General features: G+C 50.9%; 27 protein-coding genes and 1 pseudogene. 13 read left to right on the top strand and 15 right to left on the bottom strand.

Annotated features, from left to right (window positions below):
• Nucleotides 1–166: 166 nt before the first annotated feature.
• A complete protein-coding gene (locus tag M0R30_RS09245) occupies nucleotides 167–574 on the bottom strand; it encodes a type II toxin-antitoxin system VapC family toxin (RefSeq protein ID WP_292546132.1) in 408 nt (135 codons plus the stop codon).
• A complete protein-coding gene (locus tag M0R30_RS09250) occupies nucleotides 564–788 on the bottom strand; it encodes a hypothetical protein (RefSeq protein ID WP_292546134.1) in 225 nt (74 codons plus the stop codon). The genes M0R30_RS09245 and M0R30_RS09250 overlap by 11 nt, the downstream gene beginning before the upstream one ends.
• A gap of 297 nt (nucleotides 789–1085) precedes the next feature.
• Here M0R30_RS09250 and M0R30_RS09255 point away from each other — a divergent pair, with 297 nt between their 5' ends.
• A complete protein-coding gene (locus tag M0R30_RS09255; protein WP_292546136.1) occupies nucleotides 1086–1712 on the top strand; it encodes a hypothetical protein in 627 nt (208 codons plus the stop codon).
• Nucleotides 1713–2219: 507 nt separating this feature from the next.
• On the opposite strand, the gene rpl12p (M0R30_RS09260) is transcribed toward M0R30_RS09255, so the two are convergent.
• Nucleotides 2220–2474 (bottom strand): 50S ribosomal protein P1, encoded by a 255-nt coding sequence (gene rpl12p, locus M0R30_RS09260; protein WP_292546224.1) that lies wholly within the window; start codon nucleotides 2472–2474, stop codon nucleotides 2220–2222.
• Between the two features lie 337 nt (nucleotides 2475–2811).
• On the opposite strand from rpl12p (M0R30_RS09260), the gene M0R30_RS09265 reads away from it, so the two are divergent.
• The 5 genes and pseudogenes from M0R30_RS09265 (at nucleotide 2812) to M0R30_RS09285 (ending at nucleotide 4848) form a co-directional block, all read left to right on the top strand.
• Nucleotides 2812–3048 (top strand): type II toxin-antitoxin system HicB family antitoxin, encoded by a 237-nt coding sequence (locus tag M0R30_RS09265; RefSeq protein ID WP_292546138.1) that lies wholly within the window; start codon nucleotides 2812–2814, stop codon nucleotides 3046–3048.
• The gene (locus tag M0R30_RS09270) at nucleotides 3045–3284 is read left to right on the top strand and encodes a type II toxin-antitoxin system HicA family toxin (RefSeq protein ID WP_292546141.1); all 240 of its coding nucleotides are present in this window, start codon (nucleotides 3045–3047) and stop codon (nucleotides 3282–3284) included. The genes M0R30_RS09265 and M0R30_RS09270 overlap by 4 nt, the downstream gene beginning before the upstream one ends.
• A 51-nt stretch (nucleotides 3285–3335) precedes the next feature.
• Nucleotides 3336–3778: pseudogene (locus tag M0R30_RS14765) on the top strand (glucose-6-phosphate isomerase family protein).
• 450 nt (nucleotides 3779–4228) lie between these two features.
• A complete protein-coding gene (locus M0R30_RS09280; RefSeq protein ID WP_292546143.1) occupies nucleotides 4229–4453 on the top strand; it encodes an AbrB/MazE/SpoVT family DNA-binding domain-containing protein in 225 nt (74 codons plus the stop codon).
• Entirely contained in the window at nucleotides 4453–4848 is a 396-nt protein-coding gene (locus M0R30_RS09285; RefSeq protein ID WP_292546145.1) for a PIN domain-containing protein, read from the top strand. Before M0R30_RS09280 ends, M0R30_RS09285 begins: the two co-directional genes overlap by 1 nt.
• 146 nt (nucleotides 4849–4994) lie before the next feature.
• On the opposite strand, the gene M0R30_RS09290 is transcribed toward M0R30_RS09285, so the two are convergent.
• Nucleotides 4995–5225 (bottom strand): nucleotidyltransferase domain-containing protein, encoded by a 231-nt coding sequence (locus M0R30_RS09290; RefSeq protein WP_366513125.1) that lies wholly within the window; start codon nucleotides 5223–5225, stop codon nucleotides 4995–4997.
• Nucleotides 5226–5559: 334 nt separating this feature from the next.
• Between M0R30_RS09290 and M0R30_RS09295 the strand changes: the two genes are divergently transcribed.
• The gene (locus tag M0R30_RS09295) at nucleotides 5560–6969 is read left to right on the top strand and encodes an ATP-binding protein (protein ID WP_292546147.1); all 1410 of its coding nucleotides are present in this window, start codon (nucleotides 5560–5562) and stop codon (nucleotides 6967–6969) included.
• A gap of 61 nt (nucleotides 6970–7030) precedes the next feature.
• Here M0R30_RS09295 and M0R30_RS09300 read toward each other — a convergent pair whose 3' ends face one another.
• The 3 genes from M0R30_RS09300 to M0R30_RS09310 all read right to left on the bottom strand — a co-directional run bounded on the left by M0R30_RS09300 (nucleotide 7031) and on the right by M0R30_RS09310 (nucleotide 8893).
• On the bottom strand, nucleotides 7031–7372 hold the full coding sequence (locus M0R30_RS09300; protein WP_292546149.1) for a nucleotidyltransferase domain-containing protein: 342 nt from the start codon (nucleotides 7370–7372) through the stop codon (nucleotides 7031–7033).
• 893 nt (nucleotides 7373–8265) lie between these two features.
• Entirely contained in the window at nucleotides 8266–8679 is a 414-nt protein-coding gene (locus M0R30_RS09305) for a type II toxin-antitoxin system VapC family toxin (RefSeq protein WP_292546151.1), read from the bottom strand.
• Nucleotides 8669–8893, bottom strand: coding sequence for a hypothetical protein (locus M0R30_RS09310; protein ID WP_292546153.1), 225 nt, complete (start codon nucleotides 8891–8893; stop codon nucleotides 8669–8671). Before M0R30_RS09310 ends, M0R30_RS09305 begins: the two co-directional genes overlap by 11 nt.
• Before the next feature lie 289 nt (nucleotides 8894–9182).
• Between M0R30_RS09310 and M0R30_RS09315 the strand changes: the two genes are divergently transcribed.
• The gene (locus M0R30_RS09315; protein WP_292546155.1) at nucleotides 9183–9653 is read left to right on the top strand and encodes a hypothetical protein; all 471 of its coding nucleotides are present in this window, start codon (nucleotides 9183–9185) and stop codon (nucleotides 9651–9653) included.
• 318 nt (nucleotides 9654–9971) lie between these two features.
• Here M0R30_RS09315 and M0R30_RS09320 read toward each other — a convergent pair whose 3' ends face one another.
• Together M0R30_RS09320 and M0R30_RS09325 are read right to left on the bottom strand one after the other, a co-directional pair.
• Nucleotides 9972–11219 carry a nucleotide sugar dehydrogenase gene (locus M0R30_RS09320; protein WP_292546157.1) on the bottom strand — a complete coding sequence of 416 codons (1248 nt, stop codon included), beginning with the start codon at nucleotides 11217–11219 and terminating at the stop codon, nucleotides 9972–9974.
• Entirely contained in the window at nucleotides 11201–12130 is a 930-nt protein-coding gene (locus tag M0R30_RS09325; protein WP_292546159.1) for an SDR family oxidoreductase, read from the bottom strand. Before M0R30_RS09325 ends, M0R30_RS09320 begins: the two co-directional genes overlap by 19 nt.
• 345 nt (nucleotides 12131–12475) lie before the next feature.
• Between M0R30_RS09325 and M0R30_RS09330 the strand changes: the two genes are divergently transcribed.
• The 4 genes from M0R30_RS09330 to M0R30_RS09345 all read left to right on the top strand — a co-directional run bounded on the left by M0R30_RS09330 (nucleotide 12476) and on the right by M0R30_RS09345 (nucleotide 14400).
• Complete coding sequence (locus M0R30_RS09330; protein WP_292546161.1) at nucleotides 12476–12697, top strand: hypothetical protein; 222 nt, start codon at nucleotides 12476–12478, stop codon at nucleotides 12695–12697.
• Between the two features lie 50 nt (nucleotides 12698–12747).
• Complete coding sequence (locus M0R30_RS09335; RefSeq protein ID WP_292546163.1) at nucleotides 12748–12957, top strand: hypothetical protein; 210 nt, start codon at nucleotides 12748–12750, stop codon at nucleotides 12955–12957.
• A complete protein-coding gene (locus tag M0R30_RS09340) occupies nucleotides 12924–13376 on the top strand; it encodes a PIN domain-containing protein (protein WP_292546165.1) in 453 nt (150 codons plus the stop codon). Before M0R30_RS09335 ends, M0R30_RS09340 begins: the two co-directional genes overlap by 34 nt.
• A gap of 499 nt (nucleotides 13377–13875) precedes the next feature.
• A complete protein-coding gene (locus M0R30_RS09345) occupies nucleotides 13876–14400 on the top strand; it encodes a hypothetical protein (RefSeq protein WP_292546167.1) in 525 nt (174 codons plus the stop codon).
• A 290-nt stretch (nucleotides 14401–14690) separates the two neighbouring features.
• Here M0R30_RS09345 and M0R30_RS09350 read toward each other — a convergent pair whose 3' ends face one another.
• The 3 genes from M0R30_RS09350 to M0R30_RS09360 are packed head-to-tail and all read right to left on the bottom strand — an operon-like array spanning nucleotide 14691 to nucleotide 15881.
• Nucleotides 14691–15095 (bottom strand): nucleotidyltransferase domain-containing protein, encoded by a 405-nt coding sequence (locus M0R30_RS09350; RefSeq protein WP_292546169.1) that lies wholly within the window; start codon nucleotides 15093–15095, stop codon nucleotides 14691–14693.
• A 5-nt stretch (nucleotides 15096–15100) separates the two neighbouring features.
• Nucleotides 15101–15499 (bottom strand): HEPN domain-containing protein, encoded by a 399-nt coding sequence (locus tag M0R30_RS09355; RefSeq protein ID WP_292546171.1) that lies wholly within the window; start codon nucleotides 15497–15499, stop codon nucleotides 15101–15103.
• Entirely contained in the window at nucleotides 15471–15881 is a 411-nt protein-coding gene (locus M0R30_RS09360; protein WP_292546173.1) for a nucleotidyltransferase domain-containing protein, read from the bottom strand. The genes M0R30_RS09355 and M0R30_RS09360 overlap by 29 nt, the downstream gene beginning before the upstream one ends.
• A 236-nt stretch (nucleotides 15882–16117) precedes the next feature.
• Between M0R30_RS09360 and M0R30_RS09365 the strand changes: the two genes are divergently transcribed.
• The gene (locus M0R30_RS09365) at nucleotides 16118–17296 is read left to right on the top strand and encodes an ATP-binding protein (RefSeq protein ID WP_292546175.1); all 1179 of its coding nucleotides are present in this window, start codon (nucleotides 16118–16120) and stop codon (nucleotides 17294–17296) included.
• A gap of 361 nt (nucleotides 17297–17657) precedes the next feature.
• Here M0R30_RS09365 and rpl12p (M0R30_RS09370) read toward each other — a convergent pair whose 3' ends face one another.
• From rpl12p (M0R30_RS09370) to M0R30_RS09380, 3 genes are read right to left on the bottom strand one after another with little or no spacing between them, the layout of a single operon-like run.
• Entirely contained in the window at nucleotides 17658–17963 is a 306-nt protein-coding gene (gene rpl12p / locus M0R30_RS09370; RefSeq protein WP_292546177.1) for a 50S ribosomal protein P1, read from the bottom strand.
• 32 nt (nucleotides 17964–17995) lie between these two features.
• Nucleotides 17996–18844 carry a 50S ribosomal protein L10 gene (locus M0R30_RS09375; protein ID WP_292546179.1) on the bottom strand — a complete coding sequence of 283 codons (849 nt, stop codon included), beginning with the start codon at nucleotides 18842–18844 and terminating at the stop codon, nucleotides 17996–17998.
• Nucleotides 18844–19488: a 50S ribosomal protein L1 gene (locus M0R30_RS09380; protein ID WP_292546181.1), complete on the bottom strand. Its 645-nt coding sequence runs from the start codon at nucleotides 19486–19488 to the stop codon at nucleotides 18844–18846. The genes M0R30_RS09375 and M0R30_RS09380 overlap by 1 nt, the downstream gene beginning before the upstream one ends.
• Nucleotides 19489–19514: the final 26 nt, after the last annotated feature.

Consider the following 19514-nt stretch of genomic DNA (forward strand, 5'->3'; position numbering starts at 1 on the left):
GAAAAACCCACATTCTCTCCTTAGTGGGCAGAATAACCCGTTGCCGGCCACTGCAGCGTGAGACTTTTCTCTCCCGGAAACCGGAAAAACGGGGATTATCCGGGGGTAATGGCACGTGAGGGAGCTTGTATGAAATCCCCGGCAAACCTCCCCCCAATGCAGAGGATTATTCCAGCACCCGCACCCTGCAAACCTTCTTTGCCACGGCTGCAAGCTCCTTGTCAGCCGTGAACAGCGCCCCCCGTTCGCGTACCGCTGCGGCAACGAACAGCGCATCGTACAGAGAGATATTGAGCTCAACGGCAAGATCGAGGGCCGGGTTGATCAATTCAACGGAGGGTATCAGGTCGCACAGCTTGGTGATAAAGTAGACGGCATCGTAGAGCAGCTCCTTCACGTCATCAGGAGTATCCGATCCCAGCCGTTTTGCGGCAACCTGTGCTGCGTCTGCAACAGCACTATCCACCGTGACATACGGTTCATACCCAAGCTTTTCGATCGCCCTTGTTGTCATGTCTTCCGGGAAAAAGATCGTGGCAATGACACTGGAGTCGAGAACAGTCTTACCGATCATCGCGGGCCTCACGGATAATCCGGGCAGCGGGCATTCCCGGCTTTTTTGTTTCCTGTCTCTTCAGTGCCCGGTTCAGGAGCTGTTCCCTGCGTCTCATCCTGACGGTATTCTCGATGAGGGTGCGGATCTCTTCCTGCAATGCCTTTCCTGGCAGTTCGTCCATCATCTTCCGTACCCGTGGATCGATCCGGATACTGTAAACCGATGTAGTCATTATCATTCTGTATACAATATATGTTTACAAATTTTCTGCATTTTTTGTTCCCACCGGAATCGTCAAATTTTTGCGTTGTTTCTGATTTAACCTGCGTTACGTCCTCGGATTTGACAATTTTCGAGTTTATTCATAAAAGAATACCTGATATCCCCTCCAATAGGTATTTGCCACACGACCGGGCACTAGGGGCCGGGTGGAACGCATAAACGCCTCCTCATGACTGACAGCGGATAGCGTACGCTCTCGTGTTCTCCCTAAAGCCCCATCCGGCATGCGGCAGGATTGAATAATAAAATGCATACAGAGAACAAAAAGAACGAGACGAACCGGGAGATTGCAGATGCCACCAGGAATGATGGGTCGCAGATTGCCGGTTCAGGGCACGATGCCGGATGCACAGCATATACCGGCTGCAGGTCCACGGTAACGCAGGAAGAACAGAAAAAGGCCATAGATCAGACCGGAAAACCGACGGCAGCGGCCGGATGGGATACCGGTCAGGTCAGGTCAAAGAAGCCGATCGCGGCAATACGCGAAGCAAAACGACGGGCCATGATATGGGGATTCTCAGTGGCTGATGTGACATCAAACGGCGGGCTTCCGTACGATTTCGTCGCCATGAAGGACGGAATCACGAGTTTTGTCTGTGTCCGGCGCGTGAACTCGTCATGGTTCAATAGTGACATGATCACGACAAGATGCAAAAAACAGATTGATGCATTCCGGTCGATGAACATGCAGCAGGGTCTCATCTTCGAGATCTGGGTGCGCGGGTATGCAAGAGCATTCTTCCGGTACCGTGTGTTGCCAAATAGGATCGAGGAGACCGGTACCGTGCTGGAGCCGGAAACTCGAGCGGGAAAGAAAGCCCTTCAGGATGCGATGACGACATCTGCCCAAACAGGGACGCCGGGTTCATAATTGAAACGTTTATCACGATGTTCGTACGTATCAATTGGAATGAGGCGAATGCTCGTAGATTTCCTGCGGAAATCGAAAAAGTCCAGCAGGATTTCGGGATGGAGAGGGGAGGTATCAACCGACCTTCGACTATCTTCTCGTCCTCAAGGTCTGCGACCTCTCGGATCTTGAAGATTTAGGTAAGTTTCATTAAAACAGATTGAACGATTCCTGCGAGGATAAAGGAAGAGTTCGAAGAACGCTGATGCGTTCTTCTCGTCCTCCTGGTTCCGATGAATTCGAGACCTTCGCAAGAAGGTCGGGAAAGAGAAGAGCCACAGGCTCTTCGAACCAATCGAGAGTTCGAAGAACGCTGATGCGTTCTTCTCGTCCTCCTGGTTCCGATGAATTCGAGACCTTCGCAAGAAGGTCGGGAAAGAGAAGAGCCACAGGCTCTTCGAACCAATCGAGAGTTCGAAGAACGCTGATGCGTTCTTCTCTTCCTCGAGGTCTGATGACCTCTCGGATTTACCCGAACAGGGCACCGAGCCCTGCCATGCCGCTCTCTTCTTCTGCCTTCTTGTCTTCTTCCTTGTGCTCTGCCTTGGCGGCGGGTGCTGCATGTGCTGCTGCTGCGGGTGCTGTTGCAACGGCGACCGGTGCTGCTGCGGCTGCCTTGATGGCTTCCTCAATGTTGACGCCATCGAGCGCTGCAATGAGGCCCTTGATCCGTGCTTCGTCTGCTGCTACACCTGCGGCGGTCAGGACTGCCTTGACGCCAATCTCACTCCATTCTCTATCTCTCTTCCTCGGATACCATTGTCACGAATGATAGGGAAATCCTGTAATTCCACCCTGTGAAAAAAACATAGACCAAAGGAGCCATCATCGTCAGAAAAGATCTATTGAATATCTATGCTCTGCCCAAGGGAAGAGATCAGATGCAAGATGATCAAAATACCCTCATATTACCCACATTCCCCATCCGGCTGATGTTATGAGAACAGATTAACAAAAACGGGTGAAAGTGTATCGTTCGGGAATTCTGTTTAAAGCGAGAGAAACAATTTACATTAGAGCATATGATCACTAAGCAATAAGAGGAGCGGGGAACAAGCCTATGACAAATTATCACCTATCCGTCACCATCTGGGAAGAAGATGGTGTGTACGTTTCAAAATGTGTTGAACTCGAAGTCGCCAGCTGCGGGGATACACCGAAAGAAGCACTGGAGAATATCCGTGAAGCGATCGATATCTATCTGAAAAATGCACTGGAATACGGAATGTTAAATGATCTGGAACCCTCCCTCACAACCCATGAAAAATTTACTTCCTTGATCGAGGTCCAGGCGTGAAACTTCCAAGAGTCTCATCTGCGCATCTGATTTCGGAATTGAAGAAGAGAGGTTTTACAGATGCACGCCACCAGGGAAAAGGAAGTCACACAGCCCTTATCGGTACTGACGATACGGGCCTGAAACTGCTCGTAATCGTCCCTAAACGAGATATTCTTCCCATTGGCACGCTCCTCTCGATTATGAGACAGGGAAAGTTTACGAGAGAAGAATTCATTGAGATACTCTCGGGTTGATCGCTGGAGAGTTACCACCCGGAAAATCCCGCGGGAATCGGATACCCGGAATTGTATGAGGTAGTCGAAGGCGTCATACATTTTCTGCTCCAGAAAAAACCCTCGATCACATTGTTCTAATCAAAGCAACCAAAGGGGATATTGTTCTGATTCCCCCGGGATACGGGCATGTAACCATAAACCCGTCAGAGGTTGAGACACTCACAATGGCCAACCTTGTATCAACCGCGTTTGAAAGCGAGTATGCATTCTATGAAACGATGCATGGTGCTGCCTGGTATGAACGGGTTGGAAACATTCTGGTGCGCAATCCCCATTACCCGGAGGTTCCGCCCGTGCATGAAATAAAAAGCCCGGCGCCGCTCTTACCGACATTCGGGACTGTCGGCTCGCTTTACGATACGATTGGGAACACCGTGATTCCGGATATGCTGAACCATCCGGAAAAATATACCGCGGATTTTTCCCGGTGTTTTGAACAGGATGCTCTTTGAGTATGTAGTCTTCCGGAAAAATGCGGAAACCGGTGGAAAAATAATTTTTATTGGACCCATACGGATCATGTCGAACGGTTTATCGGATTCGCAAGTACCCCGGAAATAATTCCTTCGTGTAAAATCAAAATCCCGGCTGCCATCCCGGCAAACGATTCCAGCGGAGTTGTACCAGCCGCACAATCTGCCGAATCCGGGATTACCTGGGATAATGCGCTGGAATCCAGGAATAATTATTCTCCATTTGGCAGTGTTCAGGCATAGGATTTTTCAGCAGAGATTATCCCTGCTATACGAGATCGCGCAACAAAAAGTGAACGTTGCACTTGGCTTCCCTTACCGGATGAAAAAGTGGGGGGATACTTAGGAAATTTTCAGTTTTTATCTAATGATTGTTTTATAAGTAAAAACGATTTACTAGTATTACAAATATTACTAAGGTGACGGGTTATGACCAGTAAAACAAAAATATCCGATGGCTATTCCACCGTACTTCCCGCTGAAGTAAGAAAAGCGCTGGATCTCACCCCGGGAGATCTGCTCCAGTGGGATGTCGAGGATGGCATCATCACCATCCGCCCCCGGAAAAAAATGACCCTCGCGGGGATCTGCGGCATTGCCAGTGCCGGGGGGGATGCGGTGGCGGATAAAAAGAAGATCCAGTCCGGGGAATAATGATCCTCGTCGATTCCTCATTTTTTATCGCGCTTGTTGATCGGAGAGATCAATGGCATGCCGCCGCAAAGTCACTCCTTCCCCTCCTGGCCGGCGAAACGATTCTCATCTCCGATCTGATCGTTGCCGAATCCGTAACCATCATCGGCAGGCGGAGCGGGGGCAAAACAGGAGAACAGTTGTACCATTATTTCATGGACAACTGCGATCTTGTGGTTACCGATGAAAAAATACTCAACGGGGGGATGCAGGTGTTTCTCCGGTTCGACGGGACCCTGTCGGTTTCCGATGCCGTATCCGTTTTTATCATGAAGAAAAGAAATATCGACAGGATCTGTTCATTCGACTCGGATTTCGATAAGGTCGAGGGGATCGTCAGGGTACATAAGCCTTGAGGGAGAGAGTATCCACTCCCGGGGATCACCGGGCGGAAGCCGTTCTGGCATCGTAAAGAACCTTCCCTTCATGCAGTGCAGGGTATACGACGAAAAACGGTGAGTCGCGGTACTGTTCCGCATCAGCACTTGAGATCACCACAACATCAACGGCTTTTCGGACACCGATCAGGTTCGTATGATCTCTTCGGTAAGGATTCCCTCATCAAACGCATCGTCTTTATTACAAGGAGATCGATATCACTATCCGGCCTCATCTCTCCCCGTGCCGCTGAACCGAATAAAATGATCTTTTCCGGCTTCGCGACATCCACAATGCGCCTGATTATCTCATTCAACACGGATTTCCCGATTTTTCTTCTTGTCTGCACACACACCCCACAGGTGGGCCCGTATCTGGACTGGATCTTTTATTTTAAATCATAAATGCATATCTGAATCGAAAAAACGTGCATTGTTATGAACCGGTTATATTGGTAGCGCAATCCTTTTGCAGGATTTTTCCCGGCGTTCCCTTTTCGACACGGCCGGAAGTATCCGGGACGAGTTAAATCAATCTCCGGTAATGGGAGAAAAAATGCGAAAAACCGGGCTTATCCAGATATATCCGCCAGGATCTGTTCTCGGCCAATTTCCGGTCGTTCTTGTCCGTCCTACAGGATCCGGATATGACCGCGGGTTTTAAATAGGATACTTTCAAGTATAATACTTATGAGTATCTTCATTAACCGGAAGGAAGAACTCGCCGTGCTCAGGGAGAGATATGCACGGAAAAATGCGGAGTTCATCATCCTGTACGGGAGGAGGCGGATCGGGAAGAGCGAGTTGATCGAACACTTTTTAAAAACCACACCCGGAATCCGGTTTCTCGCCCGGGAGGAATCAAAGCACCTCCAGCTGAAAAAAATTTCGCGAGACTGTGCAGAATTTTTTCATGACGACTTTTTAGAGCGAAGCCCGTTTGGCGACTGGGACAGCTTCTTTGCCTACCTTGCCGGCAAAACAAAGGAGCGCCTGGTCATTGCGATCGATGAATTCCCGTACCTGGTCAAGGAAGACCCCTCCCTCCCGTCAATCATCCAGGAATACTGGGATACCCGCCTGAAAGACTCAAGGATCGTTCTCATATTGTCTGGATCCAGCATCTCGATGATGGAAGAGTATACTATGCAGCATTCAAGCCCGTTATTCGGAAGGCGTACGGGTCAGATCCTGCTGCACGGTTTCCGGTTTGTGGATGTGCTGGATTATATCGGGGACTTTGAGCAGGCCGTAGAATATTATTCGGTATTTGGAGGGACGCCAGCCTATATCATGGCGATTGATAAGGAAAAGGGCGTGTTTGAAAATATTACAAAAAAAATTCTCTCCGCCGATGCCAGCCTCTATAAGGATGTGGAATTTGTCCTCCGTATGGAACTCAATGAGCCACGGTACTATTTCTCCATCCTCCTCTCCATTGCAAAGGGAAATAACCGTATCGGCCTCATCATGAACGATACGGGGCTCCCCAAGGGACTCATCACAAAATATCTTTCCATCCTCATCGACCTCCAGCTGGTTGAACGGGAAATTCCGATCACGGATAATCACCGGAGCCGGAAAGGCCTGTACCGGTTATCCGATAACCTGTTTACCTTCTGGTTCCGCTTTGTCCATCCGAACATCGAACGCATCGAACGGGGTGACGGTGAACTGGTTCTCCAGTCCGGCATACAGCCAGAGTTTGCCCAGTATATCGGAAAACCGTTTGAATCCATGGCAAAGGACCTGTTCATTGAATTCAACAGGGAAGGACTACTCCCCTTTCGCTTTGACACGATTGGCAGCTGGTGGGATAAAGGAGAAGAGATCGATCTCGTTGCCATGCAAAAAGACGGTCCCTCCATCCTGTTTTGCGAGTGTAAATGGCAGGATTCTGTGAATGTGGAAAACCTCCTCGAAAAACTCAAAGAGAAGGCAGCAGCAGTACCATGGATGGAAAAAACCCGGAAAGAATACTATTGCATCATCGCACGAACGTTCTCTCCTCACACCCGTAAGCAGGAAACCAATGGAAATATCCTGTATCTCGATGCCGGGGATCTCGCCCGGTGGCACCAGCGGTGCCATAAAAAATAACCGGCTCTTCTCCCGGTTTGGGATTTATGGATTCAATAAAAATTGCTCCCATTGAGCGAGCTCATCTCATTAAAAAAAATCCCCCCTCCACAATCTGCCCGAAGAGCAGAAGCGGTAAGCGAGTGGGGATAAATCCGATATTTCCCGTTCCGGACTCCCACCCTGCACCCATATAATCCCCGGTATCAACCATGACATCGAACGCAAGGCGGGTCATTTCCCACCAGCCTTCGTATTCATCTCCATTCCAGAGCACCAGGAGATCGATGTCAGAATCCGGATTCGCCTCACCTCTCGCAACCGAACCGTAGTGAATGATCCTGTTGATATTGGAGGTATACCACTCCTGTGCCTGACGGACAAATTGCCGGATAACGGATTCGTACCGTTTCTGGATGGACATTTCTGTATATGATCCTTCCCCGATTCACAATACATACTTGCCAGTGGTTTGCCCTGATTAATGCATGACGGGCATTCGCCTTCTCCATAAAAGGCACGAAACCGACCCTCCGTCGAAGTAAATCCGGGCAAATACCGGGCATCCCCTCTCCCGGCCCCCCATCCAACCCCCCCGTATCCCCTTCCGGTAGCCCAATCATGAAAACAACCTTTGAAAATTGCACCAGGCAATACTTCATCTCACCCCCAGTCAAAAGGAGCCCGTATCGGGCTCCGCTCACGTCTCCGGAAGTACGTGGACACTCACTATAGCAAATCGTGTCCACATTTTAGCCCCAACAAATTATTTACGTCGGAGAATCCTGCCATTGGGTACGATACGCTGTTCACACGCAGATGTGACCGGAAAAATGCACCTTCTCTCCCCTGTGGGCACAAAAACACGTGGCCGGCTACCGCGGTGTGAGATTTTTTTGGGATCCTGAACAGGGAAAAATGAGGATTATTGGTGGGTAACATCACCCAATTGAGTTTTTTGTATTCGGCTTAGTTGTAAAATCTTGGATTATGAGGGGTTCGAGAATCCTCTGTGGTAGTTATGAAAGTGACCCCCTCTCCCCCCCATAGGGGGAGGCACTTAAAAGGGAGCACCCCTTGGCCCCCTTCCGACACAAATGGTCTCCAAGCAACCATATCGCCCAGCGAGGGCCCGACGAGGCGCCCGAGCGACCCCCGCAAGGGGGGGGGGAATGCTCACAATATCAGAAAAATCACATGAGACATTGATTCGAATTTCACGAGAGATTTTATACACAGACGCGAGGTTTTCCATAACCGACTAAGGATTTCTGCCAAGTCATAAATCCCCGGCGAACTTCACCCCAAACCAAAGAATTATTCAAGCAGCCTTACCCTGCATACCTTCTTCGCTACGGATGAAAGTTCCGTATCTGCCGTGAACAGCGTGGCCCTGTGACGTACCGCTGCGGCAACGAACAGCGCATCGTAGAGTGAGATGTTGAGCTCGCAGGCCAGGTCGAGCGCCGGCTGGATCAATTGACCGGCGGGGATTGTTTCGCAGAGATCTTGGATGAACACGGTGGCATCGTCGAGCATGATCTTCACATCATCGGGACTGTCCTTCCCGGATAAAATCCGTTTCGCAGCGACATTTGCCACCTCCGCCAATGCAAGATCCACGGTGACACAATCCATCCAGGTTATTTTTTTGATCGCCGTTGCTGTCAGTTCTTCCGGAAAAAAGATCGCGGCAATGACGCCTGAATCGAGCACGGTCTTACCGGACATCGCGGGCCTCACGAATAATCCGGACCGCAGAAGTGCCCGGGCTCACTGATTCATGTCTCATCTGTGCACGGGCGAGCACCTGTTCCTTTCGTTTCTTTCTGACCGTATCTTCGATAAGGGCCCGGATCTCTTCCTGGCATCCGCTTCCCGGCAGCTCGTCGATCATCTTCCGGACCCGGGAATCGATCCGGATACTGTACACAGAAGTTGCCATAGATCGTTATTTACAATTTTTGTATACAAAAATATTGCCTTTTTTTGCCCAACCGGAATCCTGCAATATTCATCCCGATGGACTGGACGTTCGTGCATTCTCCTCCGTTTCAGGGACTCCGGATTTATTCAGCCAGGCATATCGTATATCCGCTCCAACACGATTGTGCCACACGGCCGGGGACAGGCCGGTGGGACCGAAAAGCTCCTCCTCATGATTCACTGCGGATAGCGTACGCTCTCGTGTTCTCCCTAAAGCCCCATCCGGCATGCGGCAGGATTGAGAAAAAATGCAAACAGGGAACAAAAAGGACGAGACGAACCTGGAGATTGCAGATGCCTCCATGAATGATGGATCGCAGATTGCCGGTTCAGGACACGTTGCCGGATGCACAGCAGGTACCGGCTGCAGGTCCACGGTAACGCAGGAAGAACAGAAAACGGCCGTAGATCAGACCGGAAAACCGACGGCAGCGGCCGGACGGGATATGAGCCCGGTCAGGCCAAAGAAGCCGATAGCGGCAATACGCGAAGCAAAACGACGGGCCGTGATATGGGGATTCTCAGTGGCCGATGTGACCTTAAAAGACAATCTTCCGTATGATTTCGTAGCCATCAGGGAGGGCATCACGAGTTTTGTCTGTGTCCGGCGCGTGAACACGTCATGGTTCAATAGTGACATGATCACGAGAAGATGCAAAAAACAGATTGATGCATTCCGGTCGATGAACATGCGGCAGGGTCTCATCTTCGAGATCTGAGTGCGCGGGTATGCAAGAGCATTCTACCGGTACCGTGTGTTGCCGGATACAATCGAGGAAACCGGTATTGTTCCGGAGCCGGAAACACGGGCGGGGAAAAAAGCCCTTCATGATGCGATGACGAAAGCTGCCCAACCGGATAGGGCAGGTGAAAAACTCGTCGGGGATACGTCATTGACGATCGGATAATTCTTTTTTTATACTTTTTTTACGATTATCAAAAAAGTAATGCAAGAAGTGAAAGTCATTTTACGACAACGGATAAGATGCCTTGATGAAAAGGATTGCAAAAAATAACGTAAAAAATCCTACCGGATATTACAATTTCCGGTAGTACCCTTCCATAAGCAGCCCGGGATCCTGCGCAAGCATCCCCCTCACATCAATGAGCACCGGATGATCGTTCATCATCGCCCGGATCCTCTCCACCGGCATCGCCTTAAACAGCGAATGCGCCACCGCAATGATCACCGCATCGACCTTCATATCCAGCCGGGAAAGAGGTTTTGCCCCAAACTTCTCGATAACTTCATCGGAAAGCAGTGGATCGTATCCATATACATCCACCTTGAACTCTTTGAGTTCATGGACAATCTCTTCGACCGGTGACTCACGGGTATCCGGCACATCCTCTTTGTACGTAAGTCCCATGATCAGGACCCTGGAACCCTTGATCACCTTGCCTACTTCATTGAGGCCCTTGATTGCCATGTCTGCAACATGTTTTGGCATCGAGTCATTGATGGCCCGCCCGGCAAGGATCACCTGGGGATGATAACCGATCTCCTCGGCCTTCATCACAAGGTAGTACGGATCAACCGGGATGCAGTGGCCCCCAACAAGCCCCGGGCGGTACGGGTGGAAGTTCCATTTGGTCCCGGCGGCATCGAGCACAGCCTGGGTATCAAGGCCCATGCGTCCAAAGATGAGGGCCAGCTCGTTCATCAGCGCGATGTTCAGGTCACGCTGGATGTTCTCGATCACTTTGGCGGCTTCTGCAGTTTTGATATTTGGTGCCCGGTAAACCGTAGTAACATTGCCATACAACTCAACGAGCCTGTCGGTAGTCTTCTCATCCATCCCGGCAACAATCTTGGTGATCTTATCGAGCGTATGTGCATCATCGTTGGGGTTGATCCGTTCCGGGGAGTAGCCAACAAAGAAATCTTTCCCACACGTTAGACCGGATTCCTTCTCAAGAATGGGCACAACAATCTCTTCGGTAACCCCGGGATACACGGTAGACTCAAGAACAACAATCGCGTTCCGCTTGAGGTTCCTGCCAACAGTCGTTGTAGCCGATCTGACCGGCCCGAGGTCCGGGTCCTTTGCTTTCGTTACCGGTGTTGGTACACAGATGAGGACAAAATCCGCGTCTTTTATTGCAGCCGGATCGGTTGTTGCCCGTATTTTTGATCCGGAAGTGACCAGCGAATCAATTTTGCGCTGATCGATATCGAACCCAATCGTAGGAACATGCTCCGCAAATGCCTCCGCAAGGGGCGTCCCAACATACCCCAGACCCACCACACATACCGTTTTTCCGTTTACTGGTTCTGGTACCATTGAATCGTCTCCTGAAGACCGGTCTTTACCGTATATTCCGGCGCATACCCGAATGCATCCTGTGCAGCGGTAATCGCCGCAAGGGAATCGTGGATATCGCCCGATCGCGGGGGCTCAAACGTGAGGGGCTGCTCTTCACCAAGGGACTCCATGATGAGGTGCGCAAGCTCGACAAGACTGATCCTGCTCCCGTATGCCACATTAAAAATCCCTTGTGCAGGACTGTCCATTGCCCGGACATTTGCCTGTGCAACATCTTTCACGTACGTAAAGTCCCGGGTCTGGGAACCATCCCCGTAAATTACCGGGGATTCGTGATGGAGGAGTTTTGTGATAAATTTCGGGATCACGGCAGAGTATTCGGAATGCGGGTCCTGGCGCGGGCCGAATACATTGAAGTACCTGAGCGATACCGTGTCTATACCATACAGTTCATGAAAGACCTTGAGATAATATTCCCCCGCCAGTTTCGTGATGGCATACGGGGACTTGGGGTTCGGCACCATATCCTCACGTTTTGGAAGTGTGGGGGTATCGCCGTACACTGAAGAGGATGAAGCGTACACAATTTTATTCACCCCGCATTTTTGTGCCGCCACGAGGACATTCAGGGTCCCGCTGACATTTGCATCGTTTGATGCGATGGGATCTTTTACTGAACGCGGGACCGAGGTTATTGCCGCTTCATGAAAGATGCCGTCCGCACCCTTGCAGGCATTCCGGAGGAACGGCTGATCGGTGATGCTGCCATTCAGGAATGTCACCGCAGGTATATCCAGCAGGTGTTGTATGTTCTCAACCCTGCCCGAAAACAGGTTGTCAAGGATCACCACTTCGTCCCCGCGACGGGCAAGGGTCTCCGCAATATGGGAGCCGATGAATCCTGCACCTCCCGTCACAACAAACCGCACGTGGTCACATCCTCGTATGAATAGATACTTTTAATCCGCGGGTAGGGAACTCGCTATCAGATATTATCTTTTAATTTCTTAAAACACCGGCATATCATTTCCGCCCGATCAATGCTGTTGGCCATGTCACCCGGGGTCTCATTTGCAGCAGCGTTCAATCTTCAGGAGCCTGGCGAACTATAGGGAAATGCTTATTAAATAACACGAAATTGAAAATACCGGGATTCGGGAAAGTATGCCTGATTCCAGACAGAATTCTTGAAACGGTCACCAAATTCCCCCCAGCCCATAAACCAGAACCCATTTATCCTCCCATTTTTCATATTCCACTTTCATATTCCACTAATGGGGAGCAGGAAAGAAAAGATCGGGCACCACTGCCCATACTGCGGAGCAGTTGTCGTCTCCGGCGAATATTTCTGCCGTTCGAGCCACAGGAAATTCACCGACCAGAACGAACTGAACGCCCCGTTAACACACCAGGCAGACATGTACGTTGTCGCGGTCTGGCGGCGTAGGTCTCGGGACTCCTCTCCTCCATCGGGATCGCAAGCGGTAATTCCCTAAAATGTGATGGTACTAACATTCATTATCCCAAAAACAAAAATGATGTATCAATGACAGAGATTGTCCTTAAAGTCCCTGATGATATGCCATTGCCCGGTCTCATCGCCCGACTTAATGATCTCATTGCGGAAGAGCACTTAAAATGGATGCTTTTTACAAAAAGCGTGGATGAGCTGGCAGCTGATACTACGGATATGATGGCTTTCGAGGACATGAGGGCACGGGTATGGAACGAGAAAAGGAAAGACTTCGGATTGTAATCGATACCAATATCCTGATCGGTGCTCTTGTCAGGGACACGTCGTTTAAAGCCCGTCTGTTAAAAAATAAGAGGGTCTTGTTCTTTTTTCCGGATTACGGGCTTGCCGAGATCGAAAAATTCCGGGAATATATCTGTTCGAAGAGAGAAAAAGAATCCACTGCCCCTTCATTTGATTACGCAATAAAATTCCTGCTGGAATCCATTACTGTTGTTCCCCGACAGTTATACCAGGATCAAATCCCGGGTGCATACAGGGTAATGGAAACAAACGATCCAAAGGATTCACCCTTTCTCGCGCTTGCACTGCATCTGGAGTGTCCTCTCTGGTCGGATGATGCACATCTGAAGCGACAATCCCTCGTTCCCTGTTATTCCACTCATGAGTTTTCAGGATTGCTTGATGGCAGAGATTCATAAAACTACAGGAGATATCAATTCCTCTTTTCCCTGATGAAGCCTGATCAGACGGGGGCGGTTTTTTTTAAGGAACGTGACAGGACACCGCATCATGCCCCATTTCCTTTAACTCTTCAAAAGTATCTGCCTCTGTGAAGATGGAATAATTTAAAGTCCTGGCGTCATAGCCGCCTTCCCGAGATTCTTCAACAGTAAAATAATCTCATCGTCTGGATAATTGCCCATAAGAATTCCTTTCATATATGTATTTCAGGGGTATGTTCATCAACATTTCAGTTCAGGATGAACGTTTTTCCTGATGTGCATCCCGCATAACCACTACATCAGGAATACCGATGCTTCGCATCAACATACTATCCTATCAGTCATCTTGCAGCAGCCTGACAGTCTGGTACAGGTGACTTTTTTATGACCGGGACATTTTGATCGTTCAATTCGCAGGATTCTCCGGGGCTAAAAATCCAAACCCATTTAAGCTCGCATTTTTCATATAACACTAATGGGGAGGGGCAAGGAAGAGATAGGGCGCCACTGCCCGTATTGCGGGGCGATTGTCGCATACGGGGAGTATTTCTGCCGTTCGTGCCACAAGAAATTCAACGACCAGAACGAACTGGATGCCACATCTATCCACCAGGCAGACACGTATGTTGTTGCTGTCCGGAAACCATATATCTCAGCGCTCCTGTCAGCCACCAGCCCCGGCCTCGGGCAGTTCTACAATGGCGATACGCTCACCGGGCTCGTGTTTTTCATCGCGTTCATCGCGGTATCGTTCAATATTGTCACCAGCCACTACCAGACGATACTGATCTATGTCATCTGGATCGCCGCACTCATCGAGGCACTCTGGTCGGCCAGCCGGATCAACCGGTACGAGCGGTCATTTGGCGGGGTGAGCTACCTGCTCTATGCACTGCTCGGGATTTATACCCTGATCGTGGCGCTCCACTTCATGACCGGGGAACCGGACATGGCGTATCTTGCCAAAATATTCCCGGTCGTGCACCTGTGGATGGGGTGAGCACCTGGGGGAGATCTCCATCCGGCAGTCAAATCTCATCTTCAGCTGGGATGATGGCAACCAGAAGCGGGATAATCCGGGGTGTAACCTGCCATGTCATCTCATCAACCTGTTGTTTACCCGGAAAATAGGGATCCGATTCAATTTCTGTTGTTGACTCCGGAAAAACATTCCAGGGAAGTTCCTGATATTTCTGTCGGGTATTGATGTCGACCCGTGAGGCCGAGAGGGAAAGCCACCGGCAGTAATAACTGAGTGCGTGAAATAACAGCTCGTCCTCATTGAAATTATCACGGGATCTGCTCTTTAGTTATTCCCTGGATCTTCCGTGCACAGATGAGCATATCGAGAAGATAGGACATCTGGCGGAGAACCGGGGGTTTGCCGGAAAACATCCCGTGCTTCCGGATATAATTCTCACTCTGCTCCACAGAGCGGCGATCCGCGAGGTCCACCTTCCGGGAGAAAAGTGCTTCCAGTTCTTCCTGCATGCTCAACAGATCGGAAAACGAGATTTTTACTTCAGGATCACACTCCACCATCACATCGACATCACTTTCAGGTCGGAAATCATCCCTCAGGATCGAGCCATAAAAACGGAAACGGGTAACATTCCACTTCCGGCAGAAAGATCGTATGGACTCTTCCGGTACGGGAATATGGCAGTTTGTGATATCAATATCAGGATCGGCCATGATACTTACGGGGATCCGACCCGGGCCTCGGCCCACCGGATAATTTCCCGTGCCAGCACGATTGCTTCTGCGTATTCCTCCCGCGTTACCGGAATATCGAAACCGGGATACCGCGTATCAGACGCGTAGGAGGTCAGGGTGACGGCATTCCAGAGATTCTCCGGAACCGGGATCGCATGGTGTTCGAGCGCTGAAAGGAGTGCGTTGAGGTCATGCGTGTAGGGATAAGGGATCTTTTCCGCAACAAAGACTGCCTTGAGCGCTTTTTCCGCAGCCTGCTGCGCCTGGTAACAGAGATCTTCGTAGAGCACGCCCGGGGTTGTTGCGGATGCAAGGGCCAGGGAGCTGTGTGCCCGGGCCAGCCACTCGCGGGGGTTATCTGGCGATCGTCTTCTTCCTTTCATAGACGACTTTGCCCTCCCGCAATGCCGGATACACAACACTGAACGGGGAATTACGGTACTTCTCCACCTGCTGCGGGGTCACGACAACAAGGTCAATAGGGCGGGCGATACCCCGCATCCTCAGGTAGATCGCACCTGCAACCTTTCTCGCATTGTACCGGCCAGGCTTCACTATCAGAAAATCGAGATCGCTTTGGAGGTGAGTCGTACCCCGGGCTGCAGAGCCGAAGAGCAGGATCCGGTCCGGGCTTGCAGTCTCCGCTATCCTGCGGACGATATCATCAAGTTCTGCCTGGTCCTGAACGGTTGTGCTCTTCATGAATCCATCCATGCGGGAATTATACTCCCGGTCCTTCGTGTTATCAACGATCTTGACCGCCATATGCTTATAGGTTTTCAGCGGGAGGCTTCAGATTCCGGAGATACCCGGCCGTACATCAGTGGATGAAGTGGCCTCCTTCCACAACGCCTCCGGGGTACAGGTGAACCCCTCAATGACAGACACTTTTTTTAAGACAGGATCAAGAGGGAGGTTTTATTACCTGCCACCCCATAGATACCGGACAGATTGAGAATCCTATTTACAATTTGTCCAAAGAGAGACGGTGAAGATTGCGCATGATCAAACGAGAGGCGGAAAAAAAGCTCAGGGAACTTGCCCGGGGATTTCCGGCCGTATCGGTCATCGGACCCCGGCAGTCAGGAAAAACAACCCTGGTCAGGGAGGTATTTCCCAAAAAACCCTATGTCCTTCTGGAAGATCCGGATACACGGGCGTTTGCAGAGGAGGACCCCCGGGGGTTTCTGGCACAGTACGAGCGTACCGGTGCGATTCTCGATGAAGTGCAGCGGGTCCCGGCACTCTTTTCCTATCTCCAGGGCGTACTGGATACCCATAACAAACCCGGGCACTTCATCCTGACCGGCTCACAGAATTTTTTACTCATGGAAAGTATCTCCCAGTCCCTCGCCGGTCGTGTGGGGATCGTCAGGTTATTGCCCCTGTCCATGCGTGAACTTCATCGGGAGGGGATACCGGCCAGGCACTATGAGGACTATCTGTATACGGGATTCTTTCCCCGGCTGTATAATTCCACAATTGAGCCCGCGGATTTCTATTCGTCATATATCCAGACCTACCTTGAACGCGATCTTCACCAGTTAAAACAGGTCCAGAATCTATCGGCATTCCAGAACTTTTTAAAGATGTGCGCATTCAGAAACGGGCAGGTTGTCAATTATTCTTCCCTCGCCCAGGATTGCGGGATTACGCACAATACCGCAAAAGAATGGCTGTCCCTCCTTGAAACCTCATCCATCATCGTCAGGATCAGGCCGCATCATAAAAATTTTAATAAACGATTGATAAAGATGCCAAAACTATATTTTACGGATCCCGGCCTTGCTGCACATCTTGCCGGAATCCCCGATGGAGATACGATCCGTTACCATTCGCTCAAAGGAGGTCTTTTTGAATCGCTGATCATCACTGAATTCTTAAAATACCGATTCAACAACGGAAAAGAATCCAACCTGTACTTCTGGCGCGATCAACACGGGCACGAGATCGACTGCCTCATTGAATCCGGGGGAAAAGACTTGATCCCCGTCGAGATAAAATCCGGAAGAACGGCAAACAACGATTATTTTAAGGAGATTGGGTACTGGAACACCTTGTCGGGCAATACCCCGGAACAATCGTTTGTGGTATACGGCGGAGACCTGTCGCAGCAGCGTTCAGCCGGCCATCTCGTCGGATATGCTCATCTGGATCCGGTCCTTAAATTTCTTGCATGAAATACCAGGACCGGGTAACAACGATCACACACTACTATTTTCGATGCCACGGGAAAGGGGCTGGCCGGGATGGCAATAATATTCTGAAGTGGGTGCAGGGCTTTCACGGCTGAAGAGTTATTGCCATGCTCGGAATTCTTCCCATGAACCCTGATGCGGGACACGTATTACCGGCAGGATCGTGGCGGGAGTCCGGCGATACTCCACATTACGTACGATAGAACAGAACAAAAAAGAAGATTCGAAGATTTGCTTCGCAAATCTTCTCGTCCTCGATGTCTTCGACATCTCGGATTTCGAAGATTTAAACAAGTTTCATAAAACAGATTGAACGATTCTTGCGAAAGAAAGGAGAATTAGATTAGCCAAACAGGGCACCGAGCCCTGCCATGCCGCTCTCTTCTTCTGCCTTCTTGTCCTCTTCCTTGTGCTCTGCCTTGGCAGGTGCTGCTGCCGCTGCTGCGGGTGCTGCTGCGACTGCGACCGGGGCTGCTGCTGCTGCCTTGATTGCGTCCTCAATGTTGACGCCCTCGAGGGCTGCAATGAGTGCCTTGATCCGTGATTCGTCTGCTGCTACACCTGCGGCGGTAAGGACTGCCTTGACGCCATTCTCATCGACCTTCTTTCCTGCCTTGTGGAGGAGAAGTGCTGCGTAGATATACTCCATCGTAATTCACCTGTGTTGTTAAATCTCAAATATTATTTAACCAGGGTCTTGAGGACCTGGCTTTCTCTCTCGGCTTTACCGATAATCGCATCGACAACGTCTTTCTCGTAGATCGCTGCCTCGATCGCAAGACCGCGTGCTTCCCTGACTGCTTTGGTCATGAGAGGCGCCACCGAGTCCTTCGTCGGGATCGCGGCTTCGAGCGACAGGGCGAGTGCCTGCCGGCTTGCGAGCTGGATCTGTCCGAGGATAACGGTCTCGTCAACGCCGAGCACGGACGGTTCGTAAATGCTGCCTTCGTGGAACGCGACCTGCAGGGCAAGTCCTACGTCCATTGGCTTGATGTCGAGCTTGACGAGCACCGCAGCGAGTTTTGCCGAGATGACGCCACCCTTCTTGACGACCGTCTTGGTCTCCTTGATCTTGACCTTGCCGCCTTCAATTGCCGCGGGGATGCCTGCCTGCTGCAGTTCACCGACAATCGGGCCCGGCTTGAAACTGGTCGGACCTCCCGGGATGACGATATCTTCCGGCGCGGTTTCGCCGGCCTTTGCCGCCATCTTGGTCTTGGTCTTCTCCAGCTGCTTGAAGAGCCTGAAGGGGTTGTCGTTCGTGAAGATAATCGCCGAGTGACCGGAGATGAACTTTGTTAAGTTCTTGACGTCCCCCCCGATGTCGTTGAACGCGTGCTCGATGAGGGTGTTCCTCGTCACCTTGATGACAGCCTTTCCGCGGAGGTTCCGGCGGATCTGCTGCACCTGCTGTGCGGGGATACCGTACATGTCGACAAGCCCGATGAGCTTGTACTCCTTTGCGTTCTTCTTGATGTCAGCGACCTCGTCCTTCTTCCACGCGGGGAGGTGGTGGGTGTATAACGCCATTATTCCATCCTCACTGCGGGACCCATCGTGGTCTTGACGAAGACGGACCGGACGTTCAGCGGACCCTGTTCAAGTACAGACTCGATCCTTTTGACGATCGTTTCGATGTTCTCAGCGACCTGCTCCGGCTTCATTGCCGTGGTCCCGACCTTGGTGGAGAAGACCGTCTTGTCTTTCGTACGGATCTTCACCGAGTTGCGGAGACGCTCGACAATCGGGCGGATGTCCTGGCCACCGGCGATCGGCATAGGCATTCTGCCCCGTGGTCCCAGACGGGGACCTAAGTACCGGCCGACACCGGGCATGACCGCCGTTTCTGCAAGGAAGTAGCGATACGTGCTCGCAACTCTCCGGGCTTCGCGGGGTTCACCGCCGAGCCGTTCAACTTCTTCAGGACCGATGATCAGATCAACCTTGGCTTCCTTCGCCTGGGTGACGATATCTCCTTTCCCGATGACACAGATGGCGACCGGTTCGCCGGATCCGTGGGGGAGCATAATCGTCTCGTCGATACGATTTTTCGGCTGCGCCATGTCGATATTCTTGAGATTGATGGTAATATCGATACTCTCAGAGAATTTGCGTTTAGGCGCTTTTTCTACCGCCGTTTTCACGGCTTCTAAAATCTTAGCCCTATCAACCATCAGATTCCTCCATAGTTCTCTCGACC

Origin of the sequence: Methanoregula sp., assembly GCF_023227875.1 — an archaeon.
Taxonomy (GTDB): Archaea; Halobacteriota; Methanomicrobia; order Methanomicrobiales; family Methanospirillaceae; genus Methanoregula.

Coding starts and splice junctions, on each gene's coding strand:
- M0R30_RS09345 (WP_292546167.1), top strand. CDS start 13,876: ATGGGGAGGGGCAAGGAAGAGATAGGGCGCCACTGCCCGTATTGCGGG.
- M0R30_RS09355 (WP_292546171.1), bottom strand. CDS start 15,499: ATGAAAGGAAGAAGACGATCGCCAGATAACCCCCGCGAGTGGCTGGCC.
- M0R30_RS09335 (WP_292546163.1), top strand. CDS start 12,748: ATGACAGAGATTGTCCTTAAAGTCCCTGATGATATGCCATTGCCCGGT.
- M0R30_RS09315 (WP_292546155.1), top strand. CDS start 9,183: ATGCAAACAGGGAACAAAAAGGACGAGACGAACCTGGAGATTGCAGAT.
- M0R30_RS09330 (WP_292546161.1), top strand. CDS start 12,476: ATGGGGAGCAGGAAAGAAAAGATCGGGCACCACTGCCCATACTGCGGA.
- M0R30_RS09380 (WP_292546181.1), bottom strand. CDS start 19,488: ATGGTTGATAGGGCTAAGATTTTAGAAGCCGTGAAAACGGCGGTAGAA.
- M0R30_RS09245 (WP_292546132.1), bottom strand. CDS start 574: ATGATCGGTAAGACTGTTCTCGACTCCAGTGTCATTGCCACGATCTTT.
- M0R30_RS09285 (WP_292546145.1), top strand. CDS start 4,453: ATGATCCTCGTCGATTCCTCATTTTTTATCGCGCTTGTTGATCGGAGA.
- M0R30_RS09320 (WP_292546157.1), bottom strand. CDS start 11,219: ATGGTACCAGAACCAGTAAACGGAAAAACGGTATGTGTGGTGGGTCTG.
- M0R30_RS09305 (WP_292546151.1), bottom strand. CDS start 8,679: ATGTCCGGTAAGACCGTGCTCGATTCAGGCGTCATTGCCGCGATCTTT.
- M0R30_RS09295 (WP_292546147.1), top strand. CDS start 5,560: ATGAGTATCTTCATTAACCGGAAGGAAGAACTCGCCGTGCTCAGGGAG.
- rpl12p (WP_292546177.1), bottom strand. CDS start 17,963: ATGGAGTATATCTACGCAGCACTTCTCCTCCACAAGGCAGGAAAGAAG.
- M0R30_RS09360 (WP_292546173.1), bottom strand. CDS start 15,881: ATGGCGGTCAAGATCGTTGATAACACGAAGGACCGGGAGTATAATTCC.
- M0R30_RS09280 (WP_292546143.1), top strand. CDS start 4,229: ATGACCAGTAAAACAAAAATATCCGATGGCTATTCCACCGTACTTCCC.
- M0R30_RS09300 (WP_292546149.1), bottom strand. CDS start 7,372: ATGTCCATCCAGAAACGGTACGAATCCGTTATCCGGCAATTTGTCCGT.
- M0R30_RS09310 (WP_292546153.1), bottom strand. CDS start 8,893: ATGGCAACTTCTGTGTACAGTATCCGGATCGATTCCCGGGTCCGGAAG.
- M0R30_RS09350 (WP_292546169.1), bottom strand. CDS start 15,095: ATGGCCGATCCTGATATTGATATCACAAACTGCCATATTCCCGTACCG.
- M0R30_RS09250 (WP_292546134.1), bottom strand. CDS start 788: ATGACTACATCGGTTTACAGTATCCGGATCGATCCACGGGTACGGAAG.
- M0R30_RS09255 (WP_292546136.1), top strand. CDS start 1,086: ATGCATACAGAGAACAAAAAGAACGAGACGAACCGGGAGATTGCAGAT.
- M0R30_RS09265 (WP_292546138.1), top strand. CDS start 2,812: ATGACAAATTATCACCTATCCGTCACCATCTGGGAAGAAGATGGTGTG.
- M0R30_RS09340 (WP_292546165.1), top strand. CDS start 12,924: ATGGAACGAGAAAAGGAAAGACTTCGGATTGTAATCGATACCAATATC.
- M0R30_RS09365 (WP_292546175.1), top strand. CDS start 16,118: ATGATCAAACGAGAGGCGGAAAAAAAGCTCAGGGAACTTGCCCGGGGA.
- M0R30_RS09375 (WP_292546179.1), bottom strand. CDS start 18,844: ATGGCGTTATACACCCACCACCTCCCCGCGTGGAAGAAGGACGAGGTC.